The sequence below is a fragment of the Pseudomonas sp. CBS genome (genome assembly GCF_024734645.1).
In the GTDB taxonomy this organism is placed as follows: domain Bacteria; phylum Pseudomonadota; class Gammaproteobacteria; order Pseudomonadales; family Pseudomonadaceae; genus Aquipseudomonas.
The window spans coordinates 6221642-6238431 of the sequence record NZ_CP102929.1; the positions used below are offsets into that span (position 1 = coordinate 6221642).

The following is a 16790-nucleotide window of genomic DNA, read 5'->3' on the forward strand; positions in this document are numbered from 1 at the left end:
ATCCATGCACTAACATATTGAGCAGCTTCGGCTGCTCTTTTGCTTTATGAGAGAACACCCATGACCGCCGCCCACACCCGCATCCTCGAACTGCGCGCTGAACTGGATCAGCACAATTACCGTTACCACGTCCTCGACGAGCCGAGCATCCCGGACGCCGAGTACGACCGGTTGTTCCACGAGCTCAAGGCGCTTGAGGCCGAGCACCCGGATTTGGTTACCCGTGATTCACCGACGCAGCGGGTCGGCAGTGCGGCATTGTCTGCGTTCACTCAGGTACGCCACGAAATCCCGATGCTCAGCCTCGGCAACGCCTTCGATGAAAGCACCATGCTTGAATTCGATCGCCGGGTCACTGAAGGCCTGGACTTGCCGGTGGGCGACCTGTTTGGCGGCGGCGCGGCGGTGGAGTACAGCTGCGAGCCGAAGCTCGATGGCCTGGCGGTCAGCCTGCTGTATCAGGACGGTGAACTGGTACGTGGCGCCACGCGCGGCGATGGCACCACCGGTGAAGACATCAGCGTCAACGTGCGCACCGTGCGCAATATTCCTTTGAGGCTGCACGGCACGGGCTGGCCGGCGACCCTCGAAGTGCGCGGCGAAGTGTTCATGTCCAAGGCCGGCTTCGAGCGGCTGAATGCCACGCAACTGGAAGTCGGCGGCAAGACCTTCGCCAACCCGCGCAACGCGGCGGCGGGTAGCCTGCGTCAGCTGGATTCGAAGATTACCGCCAGCCGTCCGCTGGAATTCTGCTGCTACGGCGTGACCACGGATATCAGCGACACCCACATTGGCAATCTGCAACAGCTGAAGAAGTGGGGCATGCCCATCAGCCATGAGCTGAAGCTGGCAAAAGGGATTCAGGATTGCCTCGACTACTACCGCGATATCGGTGAGCGACGCAACGCTTTGCCTTATGAAATCGACGGTGTGGTGTTCAAGGTCAATAGCATTGCCTACCAACGTGAACTGGGCTTCCGCGCCCGCGAACCGCGTTGGGCAATCGCCCACAAGTTCCCGGCGATGGAAGAGCTGACCGAACTGCTGGACGTTGAATTCCAGGTGGGTCGCACCGGCGCTGTGACGCCCGTGGCGCGCTTGAAACCCGTCAAGGTCGCGGGTGTGACCGTGTCCAATGCCACCTTGCACAACATGGACGAAGTGGCGCGCCTGGGCCTGATGATCGGCGACACCGTGATCATCCGCCGTGCCGGTGACGTGATTCCCCAGGTGGTGTCGGTAGTCACCGAGCGTCGCCCGGAAAACGCCCGTGCGGTGCAGATCCCCGAGAGCTGCCCGGTGTGCGGCTCCCATGTTGAGCGCACGCAACTGGTCAAGCGCAGCAAGGGCAAGGAAACCGTCAGCGAAGGCGCGGTGTATCGCTGCGTCGGGCGCCTGGCCTGTGGTGCGCAGCTCAAGCAGGCGATCATTCATTTCGTCTCGCGCCGCGCCATGGACATCGATGGCCTGGGCGACAAGACCATCGAGCAACTGGTGGATGAAAAACTCATCGGTTCGCCGGCTGACCTCTACAAGCTCAAGTACGATCAGATCATCGACCTGGAAGGTTTCGCCGATGTCTCCAGCAAGAAGCTGATCACCGCCATCGAAAACAGCAAGACGCCAACCCTCGCACGGTTTATCTACGCCCTCGGCATTCCCGATGTGGGTGAGGAGACCGCCAAGGTGCTGGCGCGCTCGCTGGCCTCCCTGGAGCGCGTGCAGCAGGCGTTGCCGGAAGTGTTGACGTACTTGCCGGATGTCGGCCTGGAAGTGGCCCACGAGATTCACAGTTTCTTTGAAGACAGTCATAACCAGGATGTGATTGGCGCCCTGATCTCGAAGGACGAGTGCGGCCTGGAGTTGCAGGAGCAGGGTGACCTGAGCGCCGAGTTCGCGGCCAGCACCACGTTGGGCGGCTTGCTCGACAAGCTGCACGTACCGTCTGTAGGGCCGGGCGCTGCGCAGAAGCTGGCGGACAAGTTTGGCTCCCTCGAAGGCGTGATCAAGGCCGACTGGCTCGACATGCGCCAGGCGTTGCCGGAGAAGCAGGCCAAGGCCGTCCGGGATTTCTTCGACATCGAAGAAAACGCCAATCGTGCGCTGGCCATCGAGCAACAGCTCAAGGACTTCGGCATGCACTGGCAGAGCGAGAAGAAGGTCGTCGAAGGCTTGCCCGAGGCGGGTCACACCTGGGTGCTCACCGGCTCCCTGGAACTGATGAGCCGCGATGTCGCCAAGGAAAAACTCGAAAGCCTCGGTGCCAAGGTGGCGGGCTCGGTGTCGGCGAAAACCCATTGTGTGGTGGCCGGGCCGGGTGCCGGTTCGAAGTTGGCCAAGGCCACTGAGCTGGGTTTGAAAGTGCTGGATGAAGAGGCGTTCGTGGCGTTTTTGGCCAAGCACAACATCACGGTCTGATGATCGTTCCCACGCTCTGCGTGGGAACGGCGCCCTGGACGCTCTGCGTCCGCTCTAAAGTTGCGACGCGGAGCGTCACTGGATGCATTCCCACGCGGAGCGTGGGAACGATCTCTCAGCACAACATCACGGTCTGATGATCGTTCCCATGCTCTGCGTGGGAACGCTGCCCTGGACGCTCTGCGTCCGCTCTAAAGTTGCAACGCGGAGCGTCACTGAATGCATTCCCACGCAGAGCGTGGGAACGATCTCTCTCGGGCAATGCTCTAGTATTGGCAAGCCTCCCGGAGAGATCGCCATGTACCGCTTCTTCGAGCAACTCAGTTCGCGTATTGCCGCACCGTTCATGGCCGAGACCTCGCGCAACAGCAAGGTCTGGCAGTGTCGCTGTGGGCAATCCCTGTTCTTTCGCAACAGCCAGTGCCTGGCCTGTTCGGCGCTGCTGGGCTATCAGCCGGAGCAGAGTCGCCTGTCATCCCTGCAGCCAGGCCCGTATGCCGATACCTGGCTGCTGGACGCCGACCCTGAAGCCGGTGCCTTTCGCCGCTGCGCCAACCTCGACACGCCAGCCGCCTGCAACTGGTTGCTGCCCGCCGACAATGGCCAGACCTTGTGCGTGGCGTGCAGCCTGAACCGCACTATTCCTGATCTGTCGATCCCTGAAAACCCTGAACGCTGGCGCAAGGTCGAAACCGCCAAGCGCCGCCTGGTGGCTCAACTCATCAGCCTGGGCTTGCAGGTGATTCCCAAGACGGCCGATGAAGACACCGGCCTTGCGTTTGATTTCGTCGGCATCGACCTGGAAGGCAACGCGCCCACCACCGGCCACGCCAATGGCCTGATCACCCTCGATATCAAGGAAGCCGATGACGCTCATCGCGAGCAGATCCGCGTACAGATGCGCGAGCCTTACCGCACCTTGCTCGGTCACTTCCGCCATGAGGTCGGCCACTACTACTGGGACCGCCTGATCGCCAACAGCCACTGGCTGGAACCGTTCCGCACCCTGTTCGGCGACGAGCGCGCCAGCTACGCCGACGCCCTCGAACAGCACTACCAGAACGGCCCGCGCGCGGACTGGCAGCAAACCTGCGTCAGCGCCTACGCCACCATGCACCCGTGGGAAGACTGGGCGGAAACCTGGGCGCATTACCTGCACATGATGGACGCCGTCGACACCGCGCTGGGTTTCGGCATGAGTGCCCGGGAGATGGACCTGGACTATCAACCATTCCCCCTGAGCACCCTCTACGACCCTGAACATCCCGGTGGCACGGCGTTCTTGTCATTCGTCAACGCATGGATCGAACTGGCCGGCATGCTCAACGAACTGTCCCGCAGCATGGGCCAGCCGGATTTCTATCCGTTCGTCCTGCCGCCGGCGGTGATTGCCAAGCTGCACTTCATTCACCTGGTGATCCAGCAAGAGGGCGGCCGGGCAGATGAGGTTGTGCTTTTGTAGGAGCAAGCTTGCTCGCGAAGGTCGTCAACGATAACGCGTCTGTCCTGAATGAACGCAGCTTCTTTGGGCTCTTCGCGGGCACGCTCACTCCAGCAGGCAAGTACTTGAACCATCAGATATTTTTAATCCCGCGCGAACGGTTGTAACTTCCGATGAGATCGGTACAATGGCGCGGCTTGCCGAGAGGCGAGCGTCGTTATGGTGACCCCATCGGTCCCCCCGCAACGATTACCCGTGAACCTGGTCAGAGCCGGAAGGCAGCAGCCACAGCGGGAACATTGTGTGCCGGGGTGTGGCTGGTGGGGTTGCCTCCATAACGCCACCTTCCTTGATTCAAAAAAATACTTTTATGAAGCCCTTCGCTGACAATCGTCATCTGCGAAGCGATTTCTGCTGTTCGTCCTTCAGCTCAGTGCTCACAAGCCCGAAAGTAATCGTTACCGGCGAAAGACTGTGAGGGCTCTCTCACAACTTCAAGCTTCCACTCTGGACAACCCAAAACCACCTTGCTAGTTTGCGCCAGTCACATATTTCAAAATATGTCGACAGTGCATGGATGATATTAAAGTGATGGCGCTTTATTGCTCATTCACCCTAACTAACAAGGATGTCGGTCATGAAAAACCTGCAAGGGTTGCCCACGCTCATCAGCGCTTCCGTCGGTGCTCCCGGCAAAGCCCGCAACTTGCCCGCCGACGTTCAATGCATCCAGTATCTGTTCAACTTGATCATTCCCAAGTTGGGTTTCCCCCTGGCCGAAAATGGCAAGTGCGACGGCCAGTTGGTGCAGTGCATCAGCCAGTATCAGTTTCGCTACCTCAAGTACGCCCATCCCGACGGGGTTATCGACCCCACCGGGCGCACCTTCAATAGCCTGATCGAAGAGGCGGTGAAGGTGCCGGTCAAGCCGAATCCGGCCCTGCGTATTCCGACCTTCCTGAATGTGTTCGGCAACACCAGTTCCGACATGGTCCAGGCCACGGTCAACCATTACCTGGATCGCATGCGGGCGATGATCGAGGCCGAGCGGCGCAACCGGCAGATGATGCTCCAGGCCACGTGCGACGGCGGTACGACGCTGACGGACACCGACTTCCAGAACGCCGCCACGCAGTTGGGTAGCGGGATTTCGGTCAATATCATCAAGGCGTTCGCCACGGTGGAGTCGGGCGGGCGCTCCGGGTTCGGGCCGGCCAAGTTGCCGGTGATCGCTTTTGAAGGGCACCACTTTCGCAAGTACACCCACCATAAATACGATCAGACCCACCCGCTGTTGTCGTACCCCTACGTGAAAAAAGCCGGCCCTCAGTGGAAGGCCAATAACAAGGACCAGACCAAGGCCTGGGAAACCATGGCCACGGCCTTTGCGCTGGATCAGGAAGCGGCTTTGAAGTCGGCCTCCTGGGGTATGTTTCAGATAATGGGGTCCAACTTCACGGCATGTGGTTATAAAACGGTGTTTGAGTTTGTCGTGGCCATGAAGATTAATGCCGGGCATCAACTCAAGGGCTTCCTCGGTTTTTGCAGTCAGAGCCCGGCGCTGGTCAAGGCCATGAAGAACAAGGATTACGCCGCCATGGCGCTGAACTATAACGGCAAGGATTATGGCGACTATGACCATCGAATCAAAAAAGCCTACGAAGCACTTGAAGGGAAAAAATAGAATGCCGTTCAAACGTTGCCTGTCCCGATTGCTGGTTGCCTCTTTCGTTTGTGTTGCTGCGGGAACGCCGGCGTTTGCCGCTGCGCTGCACTCGGGCAAGTACGAAGGACTGATGCTGGCCGTGACGCCTGAGCATCAGGTGGAAGGTTTTTATGCTGAAGCGATGGGCGAGGGCGTGACCCGCACGTGCACGTTCTTCCTGCAGGGCAAGGTCGACGGTGCGAAGGCGTCGGTGTCCACATGGCTGGATGCGGCTTACCCGGGAACCGTTGCGGCTTCCTCGGACGGCGTGACGTTGACGGTGGAGAAGGGCCGCGAACATCCCGGCTGCATCAGCGTGCTGATGCCGGAAATCGCCACCGGCCTGGACCTGACCCAGACCGCTGCCAAGAAGTGGATTGGCCTGGTGACCGTTTCGGCCGACAAGGCCTTCCTGCAGAAGACTCCGGACGCCAAGGCCAGTCACCGTGCCTACGTGGTCAAGGACGACGTGGTTGCGGTGCTGGCCTTCAAGGATGGCTGGGCCCAGGTCGAGTTCATCAATGGCGAAGGCCGCTCTTCCAAGGGCTGGATCAGCCACGACCAGTACGCCAGGCTGGCCCCTAAAGGCTGAAGCTGTTCCCCGCGCCGCGGTGTGCCAGGCACGCCGCGGCTTTTTTGATCGTTCCCTCGCTCTGCGTGGGAATGCAGCCTGGGACGCTCCGCGTCCCGCCTTACCTCTCTCAGTACTCAGGCCTTATTGCGGTTGAACAGCTTGCGGATAACGGCGAACAGCGCCACGACGCCGATCACCAGGAATTTCTTCGCCGCCAGCAGGAAGATGCCGATCTTGGCAAACAGCCCGGCCTTGGCCGCGATCCCGCCGGCAACCAGTGCGGCAAGGCCGTAGGTCGCGAGTTTGTCGGTCTTCGGGTTGAAGTCGGTGTACAGGTTGCCATCGGTGAAGTTGGTAAAGGCCAGGACCTTGGGCAACTCCTGCTTGATGGTGGCCAGGTCGGACATGGCGGCGACGGCGTTGAGTTCCAGCACGCCTTCACGGCCCAGTACGCGGATGCTGTAGTTGAGGGTGGTTTGCTTGGCGTCGTCGGCTTTCAGTTCGCGGGCCCAGTACATCTTGTGGGTGGTGTCGTCGTAGTGCGGCGGCTCGGCCCAGCCCAGCAGGTGCAGGCCTGCGTAGCCTTGTTTCTGGCGTTCTTTGTTATCTTCGACGTCTTCTTCCTGCATTTGCTTGAGCAGTTCGGTGTAGTCGATTTTCGCAGCGTCTTCGTCAGAAATATGCCCGTCGGCCTTGTAGCTGACGATCACGCCCCAGCCGCGCTCCGATAATGGGCTGACGGCTTTTGGCACGATCATGCCCAGGGTCTTGAAGCCCGGCGGATTGCCCCAGCCATCGGTCAGCAGGCGCTCGGTGTCGGTGGGGTCGAGGTAGTAGAACTCGTCGTTGAGCTTGAGGGTTGCGATGCCGCCGGGCAGCGTGACGGTACCGGTCTTCTGCTTCAGGGAACCGAGAAAGTGTTCGGCGGTTTCGGGCGCTTCGGCGGGTGCAGCGGCTTCAACGGGGGCAGGCTTGGCGGCAGCAAAGGCGGGCGCGACGGGCACGCTCAGGGCGGCCGCCGCCAGCAATAGGCGGAAGTAATTCATGGTAGTCCCTTACAATTTGAATTAATTTCGCGCGAGGATAACTGAAACATGCTGTAACGGGTTAGCTGAATGTCTCCCGCAGCAGCCCTGCAAAGGCGTCGCGTGCCAGGTGGCGTTGGGTGTCTTTGTGCCAGAACAGCAGGTTATCCACGGCAGCCAATTCGTCGAAGCGGTAGGACGTCAATTGATTGGCCTGCTCGTAGCGCGCCAGGATGCCTTCCGGCGCCAACGCCACGCCGATCCCCGCGCTGACGCAGCCAATGATCGTGCCCCAACTGGCATAACTTGCGATGGCCGGCTTGATGTCGTGGGGCTTGAGCCAGTTTTCCAGGGCGGCGCGGTAGGGGCAGCCGGGCGGCCAGACCAGCAAGGTACGGCCGGCCAGGTCCCGGGCATCCTCGATAGGCGCGCTGGAGGCGCTGGTGATCAGCACCAGGCGCTCGCTGTAGACCACGCTTTGTTCGAGCTTCGGGCGTTTGCCGCCGGCGGCCACCAGCGCGGCATCGATGCGGTGATGTTGCAGGTCATCCAGCAGTTGCGCCCAGGCGCCGGTCACCAATTCCAATTCCACCTGTGGATAGCGCCGATGGTATTCAGCCAGCAACGGCGGCAGGCGGCCACTGGCACTCGACTCCACCGCGCCGATGCGCAGCTTGCCGCGTGGAATGGCATTGCTGTCGACGGCGCGCTTGGACTCTTCCACCAGCGCCAGGATGCGCTCGCAGTAGTCGAGAAACACTTCGCCGGCCGCACTGATCGCCAACCCGCGCCCGGCACGAATGAACAGCGGGGTGCCCAACTCGCTTTCCAGTTGCTTGATGCGTGTGGTGATGTTGGACGGCACGCAGTGCAGTTGCAGGGCGGCCTGGGCCACGCTGCCGGTTTGCGCCACGGCTTTCACCATTTTCAGTTGGGCCAGTTCCATCGCTCAGTTCCAGTGATTACAGAAGTCAGAAACGGTTAATTGTCCTGCGTCGTGCCGGGGTCAAGACTGACGGCATTCCCACTGCAGGACGCCGTTCATGAATGCCCCGTCACCCGTAAAGCTTACGCTAGTCACTGCCAGCGTCATCCTCTGTTGGGCGTATTCGCCGATTGGCGTGCATATGGCCTTGCACAGTTACAGTCCGGGCCAATTGGCCTTGGGGCGGTTTCTGATTGCTTCGGTGTTGATGGCCGGTGTGGCGCTGATGGCGAAGATCGAGCGGCCGCGGTTGCAGGATCTGCCGTGGCTGCTGGTGCTGGGGTTCTTCGGGATTTTCCTGCACCACCTCACGATCAATTTTGGCCAGCAATTTGTCACGGCTGCCGCTTCCAGTGTGCTGGCGCAGTCGGTTCCACTGTTTACGGTGCTGGTGGCGTTTTTTGGCTTGAAGGAGCGGGTGACCGGCTGGCGCTGGGGGTGCGTGTTGCTGGGTTTGAGCGGGGTACTGGTGGTGATCTGGGGCGAGCATGGCCTGGGGGAGATTGACCCCCGTGGCTTGATGATCCTGGTGGCGGCGCTGTCGTGGAGCCTTTACTTCACCCTCCAGAAACACTATTCCCGGCGCTACAGCCCGCTGACCACGGTGTGCTACACCGTGTGGTCGGGCACCTTGCTGCTGTGTGTGTATTTGCCGGATTTACCGGCAGTGGTGGCGCAGTCATCAGCCCAAGCGAATTGGGCGGTGTTGTTGCTCGGCGTGTTCCCCAGCGCCCTGGCGTACCTGGCCTGGGCTTACGTGTTGCGGCATGTCGAAGTCAGCCGCGCTTCAGTGGCGCTGTACCTGGTGCCGCCGGTGGCGATGGTGATGGCCGCCTCGCTGCTGGGCGAGCAGGTTTCGATGCGCGTAGTGCTGGGTGGCCTGATTGTGCTGGCCAGTGTCGGCGCCATCAGCCTGGAAGGACGCTGGCGCCGCAAGCCGTTACGGGTTCACGGTGAACACCCGCAGGCGGTGACCGTCGGGGTCCTGGGCGACAAAGGTGTAGCCGAAATCCGCCTCGACCGGTGACTGGATGATGCTCAACCCCAGTTGCTCCCAGCGCCCGTGCAGCGCATCGACCGCTGCTATATCTGCGACGCAGAATCCCACCTCGCTGCCGCCGACGGTGGCCTGGGCAGCCGGTTCCACGGTATGGCGCGACCACAGGCCGAGTTTTACCCCGTTGTCGAGGATGAACAGTGCGAAGGTCGGGCCCAGCTCTACAGGTGCATTGTCCAGCAGGCGACTATAGAGGTTGGCGCTGGTGGCTGGGCTGTCGACGTACAACAAAACGTAATGGGCAAGGCTATTCATGATGACTCCCTGATAGTGCGCAGCAATGCCGCGGCTCAGCCCCTAGTCTAAGGGGCTGTCCTGTCAGTTCATGTCAGGAGTCATCAAGCAAAGAGCAGACAGTCTCGCTGTCTGCTCTTTTTATTGCGTGCACTGGTGTTGCGAGCTCTAAGGCTTGGACAAGGCCTGGTCTACCGCTGCGATCAGCTTTCCCAGATCCTTCGGGGTGGCTTTATGAATGACACCGAACAGATAAGCGCGCTGTTCCTCTTCGTCGACCAAGTCTGCGAAAAAGACTTTCAGCTTCACTCCCAGCGCCTCTGCGAACAAGAACAGAGCCTCGACGCTGGGTGTATAGGTGCCGGTTTCGAAGCGGCTGATGGTTTTAGGGTCAAAACCGGTTTTTTCACCTAGTTCAGCCTGAGTAAGCCCTGCGACCTTGCGGTAACGTCTGATGGCCGGACCCAAACTTGAAATGTGCATCGCTCAATTCCCATTTAGAATCAAGAACTTAACGATAAATCTTAAAATTAGACAACCGCATATACCATCACCTTTTCTTGCAAAATGTGATGTAATTCGTAGAATCGGCATCTAGGACAAGTATTTGGTGGTCTCGTTTCAGAAGGCAGGTTTATGAAACAGGAAATCATTGCTTTCTCCTTCCTCTCATAAATGTGCCCATAAAACGGACGCTTGGCAGGGACTGAAACGTCGCTCGTCAGTGCCACGCTTCATTGCGCCTCACGTGCTGGATACCCGAATTCAAGCCTAGTTGATCATCACTCAATGGATGATGAATTGCTGTGCAAAATCGTGGGTTTGCGCCCGTTTGCGGCCAACCAGCCGATCGACGGCGCAGCCCGACTGGAAATACGAATCCGCCTGTCCTGCCTACCCGGTAGTCCAGAGAGCGATCGAATGCTGTCCATGGAGCTTTAACGTGCGTCTCAACTTGCCGGTCACTGCTGTTGAACAGACTTTTGGGGAGCAGCAACGGCTAATTTCCGCGACTGACGTCAACAGCCACATTACCTACTGCAACGCCGAGTTTGCCGCCATGAGCGGTTTTACCCAGGCCGAGCTGATCGGCAGCACCCATAACCTGGTGCGCCACCCGGACATGCCGCCCGCCGTATTCGAACTGATGTGGAGCTACCTCAAGGCCGGGCAGAGCTGGATGGGCGTGGTGAAGAACCGCTGCAAGAACGGCAACTACTATTGGGTCAGCGCCTATGTGACGCCGATTCTCGAAGACGGGCGGCTGACCGGATACGAGTCGGTGCGGGTCAAGCCCACCCGCGAACAGGTACGGCGCGCCGAAGCGCTGTACGCACGTTTGCAGGCCGGTGGTGCGGCGGTCGCGCCAGTGCGGCGCCTGGCATCCATGGCCCAGACCCTGGCTTTGCCATTGGTGGCCGCCGCCGCCAGCGTCGCCGCCTTTCAATGGCTTCCGGGTGTGTGGGGGCAGGCGGTGACCGTTGGCCTGTTTCTCGGTGTAGGTATCTGGGCCCATCAACGCTTGGGACTACAGCTCAAGCGGATTGTGCAGAACACGCCCAATACCTTTTCCGACCCTATCAGCGCTATGACCTACAGCGATGCGCTGGGGCCGACCGCGCAGTTGGAAATGATCCTGATCAGCGAAGAAGCGCGACTTAAGACTGCCCTGACGCGCCTCAGCGACCTGGCCAATCAGATGGCCGAAGCCGCCGCCCATTCCAGCGTGCTGTCGAGCACCACCGAATCGGCACTGCTGGAGCAGCGTGCCGAGACCGACATGACTGCCGCCGCCATGACCGAAATGGCCGCGTCCATCGCCGAAGTGGCAGTGCACGTTCAACAAACCGCCAGTGAAGCCCACACCGCCAACACCCTCGCCGAGCAGGGCAGCCAGGTGGCCGGCACGTCGCGCGAGGCGATCCAGTTGCTGGCCGGCACCGTCACCCAGATCAACCAGGCGGTGGGCAACCTGGCCGGGCAGACCCAGCAAATCCAGGTGGCCGCGAGCATGATTCAGGCGATCGCCGACCAGACCAACCTGCTGGCGCTCAACGCGGCCATTGAAGCGGCCCGCGCCGGTGAACAGGGCCGCGGTTTTGCCGTGGTGGCCGATGAGGTGCGCGCATTGGCGGGCAAGACTCGCGAGTCGACCCAGCAGATCCAGGGCATTATCCAGAACCTGCGGGCCGGCGCCGATGAGGCGGTCGAGATCGCGAGCCTGGGCATTCGCGAAGCCGAGCAGGGCGTGCAGCAGGTACTTGAGGCCCAGCAGGCGTTGCAAGGCATTCGCCACGCAGTGGAACGGATTACCGGCATGAGCCAGCAAATGGCTGCCGCCTCCCAGGAACAATCCCACGTCGCCGAGGAAGTTTCACAACAGATCAATAACGTCGCCGCCACGGTGCAAAAGACAGCGGGCAATGCCAACGCTGCAGTCACCCGTGGCAGGGAACTCGAAAGCATCTCTTCCGGGTTGCGCGCCCTGGTCGAGCGGTTCAACCGCTAGCCACAGTGAGCCTGACTCATGGACGAGAAATACCGCAGGGCCGTGGATGCAGCCGCCATTTTCTCCGAGACAGACCTGGCGGGTTGCATCACTTACGTCAATGACCAGTTCTGCGCTATGTCCGGTTACGGGCGTGACGAGTTACTGGGGCAAAACCATCGGATCCTGAGTTCTGGCCTGCACCCTGCCGCGTTCTTCCAGGGCATGTGGCAGGCCATCAGCGAAGGCCGGGTGTGGCGTGGGGAAATCTGCAACCGGGCCAAGGATGGAACCCTGTATTGGGTGGACAGCACCATGGTGCCACTGGTCGATGAAAAGACCGGGCGGGTGCAGAAGTACGTGTCGATCCGCTTTGATGTGAGCGAAAAACGCCAGTTGTTGCACACCCTGCAATGGCGGGTCGGCCATGACGTGCTGACCGGCTTGCCCAACCGCGCCTATCTGTCCGAGCTGCTCAACCAGTCCCTGGAGTTCTCCCGCAGCGAAAATATTCCGCTGGCGCTGTGCATGCTCGATCTGGATGGCTTCAAGGCGGTCAACGATGGCTATGGGCATGCCTGTGGCGATCTGTTGTTGGTGGAGGTGGCCACGCGCCTGCGGGAGATCATTCGCGGCGAAGATGTGGTCGCCCGGCTGGCGGGTGATGAATTTGTGCTGATCCTGCGTTACGTGCGTGATATCGACGAGCTTAACGCCGCGTTGCTGCGCATCCTCAAGGCGATTTCCGAGCCTTACTCGATCCAGGGGGCCGAGCTGAACGTGTTCGCCAGCATTGGCGTCACCCTGTTCCCCTTGGATGACGAAGACGCCGACACCTTGCTGCGCCATGCCGACCAGGCGATGTATGTGGCCAAGCAGAGCGGACGTAACCGTTACCAGTTGTTTGATGTGTCCCTGGAGCAGGAGGTGAAGGCCAGTCACCAGACCGTGGAGCAGATTCGCCAGGCGTTGGCGGCGGGCCAGTTGTGCCTGCATTACCAGCCCAAGGTCAATCTGCGCTGCGGCACGGTGGTGGGGTTCGAGGCGTTGTTACGCTGGCAGCACCCCGAGCGCGGGTTGGTGACGCCGGGGGATTTCCTGCCGCTGATCGAGCAGACCGACCTGATTGTCGACATCGGCGAATGGGTGATCGACCAGGTGTTGGGGCAGATGCACCGCTGGCAGGCGCATGGGCACTGGTGGTCGGTGAGCGTGAATATCGCAGCGCGGCATTTCCAGCGCGAGGATTTTGTCGAGCGGCTGGAAGAGTTGCTGGAGCAATGGTCCGAGGTGGAGCCGCACCGGCTGGACCTGGAAATTGCCGAGTCGGTGGCCATCGATAATATCCAGCGCGTCACCCACCACCTGCAAGCCTGCCAGGCCCTGGGCGTGCAGTTCTCCCTGGATGATTTTGGCACTGGCTATTCTTCCCTGAGTTACCTCAAACGGCTGCCGACCCAGACCATCAAGATCGACAAGTCGTTTGTGCGCGACATCCTGCACGACAAGGACGACCTGGCGTTGACCAAGGCGGTGATCGGCCTGGCCCGTGCGTTTGGCCGCGAAGTGATTGCCGAAGGCCTTGAAACCCTGGAGCACGGGCAGCTATTGATGCGCATGGGCTGCGAAGTGGCCCAGGGCTATTTCATCGCCCGGCCGATGCCGGCGGGGGAGGTGCCAGGTTGGGTGGAAGGGTTCAGGCCGCCGGCGCAGTGGCAAAAGCTTGAGTGATGTTTACTGTGGCGAGGGAGCTTGCTGTGGTGAGGGAGCTTGCTGTGGCGAGGGAGCTTGCTCCCGCTGGAGTGCGCAGCGCTCCCAAAGATCTTGGGGCCGCTACGCAGCCCAGCGGGAGCAAGCTCCCTCGCCACAGCAAGCTCCCTCGCCACAAGGTAAAGCAGGTGATCTTAAGGGGAGGGTGCGCTGTTCCCGGTATACAGATTGATGATTTCATCAATCTCCCCGGACATCTTCATCCGCAGCAACGTGCGCAAGATCTGCTGCCCCGGCACCTGCGGGTCGTTACGCACATAGCAACCCAGGCTTTGCTCCTCGATCACGGCCACCGTGTGCAGGCGTTCTGTGGGCGGTAACTGCTGATTGAAGCGGTCGAGAATCCATTCGTTGCTCACCGCATACTTGAAGCGTCCGGCCACCAGCTTTTGCAGCACCTGCTCTTCACTGCGGCTGTCTTCTCGGCTGAACTGGCCGCTGGCAAAACGTGCCTCCAGGGTCGGGTAGCTATAGCCGATTACCGTGCCGATATGTTGCGGGGCAAGGCTGTCCAGCACCACCGACAGCGGCGGCACGTGCGCGGTGACCAGCACATTGCGTTGCACCAGCAATGGAATGCTCCAGGTGTAATCACCGGACAGGTTGTTCAGCCACGCCGGCGTCACATAGCAGCGCACATCCACATCTCCGCGCTCCATGGCGGTATCGATGCGTGCACGGGGCAGCACATGGAATTTCGCAGGGCGGCCGACCTGGGTGGCCAGGCTCAACATCAGGTCATACAAAATCCCTTGGGTCGGCTGGCCCTGGTCGAGTTGCACCATGGGCATGGTCCAGCTGTCGGAAATGGAGAAACGCAGAGGTACGGGCGCCGCCACGCTGACCGTGGCAATCATCCACAAGGCGCCCAGGACTGCGCGCATAAACTCTCCGGGTTCAGCCTTTTACAGGCTTGGTTAGACCAGCTTAGTCAGATTAGACGAGCGTGCCGGATGCAATTTCCCCCTTGCTCCGCTAGCATTACCCGCTTCCGCTTCCCAGTTGCGACGGTTTTCGATGAGTTATCAGGTTCTTGCACGTAAATGGCGTCCGCGCTCGTTCCGCGAAATGGTCGGCCAGACCCATGTGCTCAAGGCTCTGATCAATGCCTTGGACAGCCAACGGCTGCACCACGCCTACCTGTTCACCGGTACCCGCGGTGTGGGCAAGACCACCATTGCCCGCATCATCGCCAAGTGCCTGAACTGTGAAACCGGCATCACCTCGACGCCGTGCGGTACCTGCTCGGTGTGCCGGGAAATCGACGAAGGGCGCTTCGTCGACCTGATCGAGATCGACGCCGCGAGCCGCACCAAGGTCGAAGACACCCGCGAGCTGCTCGACAACGTGCAGTACGCGCCGAGCCGTGGCCGCTTCAAGGTCTACCTGATCGACGAAGTGCACATGCTGTCCAGCCACTCCTTCAACGCCCTGTTGAAAACCCTGGAAGAGCCGCCGCCCTACGTCAAATTCATCCTGGCCACCACCGACCCGCAGAAACTTCCTGCAACGATTCTGTCGCGGTGCCTGCAGTTCTCCCTGAAAAACATGACCCCGGAGCGCGTGGTCGAGCATTTGACCCACGTGCTGGGCGTCGAGAACGTACCGTTCGAAGACGACGCCTTGTGGTTGCTGGGCCGCGCCGCCGACGGCTCGATGCGCGACGCCATGAGCCTCACCGACCAGGCCATCGCCTTCGGTGAAGGCAAGGTCATGGCCGCCGACGTGCGGGCGATGCTCGGCACTCTCGACCACGGCCAGGTGTTCGATGTGCTGCACGCGCTGATCGAAGGCGATGCCAAGGCGTTGCTCGAGGCCGTGCGTCACCTGTCCGAGCAAGGCCCGGACTGGAATGGTGTGCTCTCGGAAATCCTTAATGTGCTGCACCGCGTCGCCATCGCCCAGGCGCTGCCTGAAGGTGTCGACAATGGCCACGGCGACCGCGACCGGGTGTTGGCCCTGGCCCAGGCGTTGCCGGCCGAAGACGTGCAGTTCTACTACCAGATGGGCCTGATTGGCCGACGTGACTTGCCGTTGGCCCCCGACCCGCGTGGCGGCTTTGAAATGGTCCTGCTGCGGATGCTGGCCTTCAGGCCCGCCGACACGGCGGATGCACCGAGACAGCCGCTAAAGCCAGTGGGGATCAGCCAGGCCACAGTTGATTCCGCCAAACCAGTGGCTGGCCCGGCTGTTGTCGCGCCAGTGGTTGCGCCGCCTGTGCCTGTTGCTCCCGCGCCGGCCCCGGTTGTCGCCGAGCCGGTGGCGCCTGTGGTCGTGCCTGAGCCGGTGGTCGAGCCTGCGCCCGTGCCTGAAGTCGACCTGCCGTGGAATGACCCGGTAGAAACCGAGGTCGAGCTGCAGCCTGCCGTCGAGCCGGTGCTGGAAACCACCAGCGAGCAGCCTGAACTGACACCCATGCCCGCGCCGACCCCGGACAGCGTAGTGCCGGACGCCCCCGAGTGGGTTTCGGCCCCGGTGCCGGAACCGACTGTCGCGCAAGTGGACGCCGCCACCCCGGGCACCGACCTCGACGACGAACCGCCGCTGGACGAAGACTATATCGAGCCGGACATCGATTCGGCCTACAGCTACCTGGACGACCTGGCCAGCGAACACACCGCCGAGCCTGCCCCGGAGCCTGAACCTGAACCCGCCGCGATGCCGGCCACCGGCCTGGCGTTGCAATGGCTGGAGCTGTTCCCGAAACTGCCGATCTCCGGCATGACCGGCAGCATCGCCGCCAACTGCACACTGATTGCCGTGGATGGCGACCATTGGTTGTTGCACCTGGACCCGGCCCACAGCGCCCTGTTCAACGCGACCCAGCAACGCCGGCTCAACGATGCCCTGAACCAGTTCCACGGCCGCACACTGACCATCAGCATCGAGCTGATCAAGCCCGAGCAGGAAACCCCGGCCCAGGCGGCGTCCCGTCGTCGGGTCAACCGCCAGCGCGAGGCTGAAGAGTCGATCCACGGTGATCCGCTGATCCAGCAGATGATGGAGCAGTTTGGCGCGGTGGTGCGTCACGATACTATTGAACCTGTAGAAGCCCCGGTTCAGGCGTCATAAGCCGGGGCCAATCATTGATCC

General features: G+C 61.0%; 13 protein-coding genes and 1 other RNA gene. 9 read left to right on the forward strand and 5 right to left on the reverse strand.

The genetic code is table 11. From position 1 onward, the window contains the following. Nucleotides 1-60: 60 nt before the first annotated feature. From ligA to NVB75_RS28405, 5 genes are all read left to right on the forward strand, one after another. Nucleotides 61-2418 (forward strand): NAD-dependent DNA ligase LigA, encoded by a 2358-nt coding sequence (ligA, locus tag NVB75_RS28385; protein ID WP_258344351.1) that lies wholly within the window; start codon nt 61-63, stop codon nt 2416-2418. Nucleotides 2419-2716: 298 nt separating this feature from the next. Then, entirely contained in the window at nt 2717-3880 is a 1164-nt protein-coding gene (locus tag NVB75_RS28390) for a putative zinc-binding metallopeptidase (protein WP_258344353.1), read from the forward strand. 208 nt (nt 3881-4088) lie between these two features. Further along, nucleotides 4089-4185: signal recognition particle sRNA small type (gene ffs, locus NVB75_RS28395), an RNA gene on the forward strand. A gap of 311 nt (nt 4186-4496) precedes the next feature. Further along, a complete protein-coding gene (locus NVB75_RS28400) occupies nt 4497-5543 on the forward strand; it encodes an N-acetylmuramidase family protein (RefSeq protein ID WP_258344355.1) in 1047 nt (348 codons plus the stop codon). Nucleotide 5544: 1 nt separating this feature from the next. Next, a complete protein-coding gene (locus NVB75_RS28405) occupies nt 5545-6156 on the forward strand; it encodes a hypothetical protein (protein ID WP_258344357.1) in 612 nt (203 codons plus the stop codon). A gap of 116 nt (nt 6157-6272) precedes the next feature. On the opposite strand, the gene NVB75_RS28410 is transcribed toward NVB75_RS28405, so the two are convergent. Together NVB75_RS28410 and NVB75_RS28415 are read right to left on the reverse strand one after the other, a co-directional pair. Beyond that, nucleotides 6273-7184 (reverse strand): DUF2167 domain-containing protein, encoded by a 912-nt coding sequence (locus tag NVB75_RS28410; RefSeq protein ID WP_258344359.1) that lies wholly within the window; start codon nt 7182-7184, stop codon nt 6273-6275. Between the two features lie 61 nt (nt 7185-7245). Beyond that, nucleotides 7246-8109 (reverse strand): LysR family transcriptional regulator, encoded by an 864-nt coding sequence (locus tag NVB75_RS28415; RefSeq protein WP_167662639.1) that lies wholly within the window; start codon nt 8107-8109, stop codon nt 7246-7248. Between the two features lie 97 nt (nt 8110-8206). Here NVB75_RS28415 and NVB75_RS28420 point away from each other — a divergent pair, with 97 nt between their 5' ends. After that, the gene (locus NVB75_RS28420) at nt 8207-9175 is read left to right on the forward strand and encodes a DMT family transporter (RefSeq protein WP_258344361.1); all 969 of its coding nucleotides are present in this window, start codon (nt 8207-8209) and stop codon (nt 9173-9175) included. Here NVB75_RS28420 and NVB75_RS28425 read toward each other — a convergent pair. After that, nucleotides 9089-9460 (reverse strand): VOC family protein, encoded by a 372-nt coding sequence (locus NVB75_RS28425; RefSeq protein ID WP_258344362.1) that lies wholly within the window; start codon nt 9458-9460, stop codon nt 9089-9091. The genes NVB75_RS28420 and NVB75_RS28425 overlap by 87 nt on opposite strands. Nucleotides 9461-9607: 147 nt before the next feature. Continuing rightward, nucleotides 9608-9922 (reverse strand): helix-turn-helix domain-containing protein, encoded by a 315-nt coding sequence (locus NVB75_RS28430; protein ID WP_003219061.1) that lies wholly within the window; start codon nt 9920-9922, stop codon nt 9608-9610. Nucleotides 9923-10382: 460 nt separating this feature from the next. Here NVB75_RS28430 and NVB75_RS28435 point away from each other — a divergent pair, with 460 nt between their 5' ends. Both NVB75_RS28435 and NVB75_RS28440 read left to right on the forward strand, forming a co-directional pair. Then, nucleotides 10383-11948, forward strand: a complete 1566-nt coding sequence (locus NVB75_RS28435; RefSeq protein ID WP_258344363.1) for a PAS domain-containing methyl-accepting chemotaxis protein — start codon at nt 10383-10385, stop codon at nt 11946-11948. Between the two features lie 18 nt (nt 11949-11966). Next, nucleotides 11967-13658 (forward strand): bifunctional diguanylate cyclase/phosphodiesterase, encoded by a 1692-nt coding sequence (locus tag NVB75_RS28440; RefSeq protein WP_258344364.1) that lies wholly within the window; start codon nt 11967-11969, stop codon nt 13656-13658. Between the two features lie 173 nt (nt 13659-13831). On the opposite strand, the gene NVB75_RS28445 is transcribed toward NVB75_RS28440, so the two are convergent. Continuing rightward, nucleotides 13832-14581, reverse strand: coding sequence for an ABC transporter substrate-binding protein (locus tag NVB75_RS28445; protein ID WP_258344365.1), 750 nt, complete (start codon nt 14579-14581; stop codon nt 13832-13834). A gap of 133 nt (nt 14582-14714) precedes the next feature. On the opposite strand from NVB75_RS28445, the gene dnaX reads away from it, so the two are divergent. Beyond that, nucleotides 14715-16769: a DNA polymerase III subunit gamma/tau gene (dnaX, locus tag NVB75_RS28450; RefSeq protein ID WP_258344366.1), complete on the forward strand. Its 2055-nt coding sequence runs from the start codon at nt 14715-14717 to the stop codon at nt 16767-16769. Nucleotides 16770-16790 lie beyond the last annotated feature (21 nt).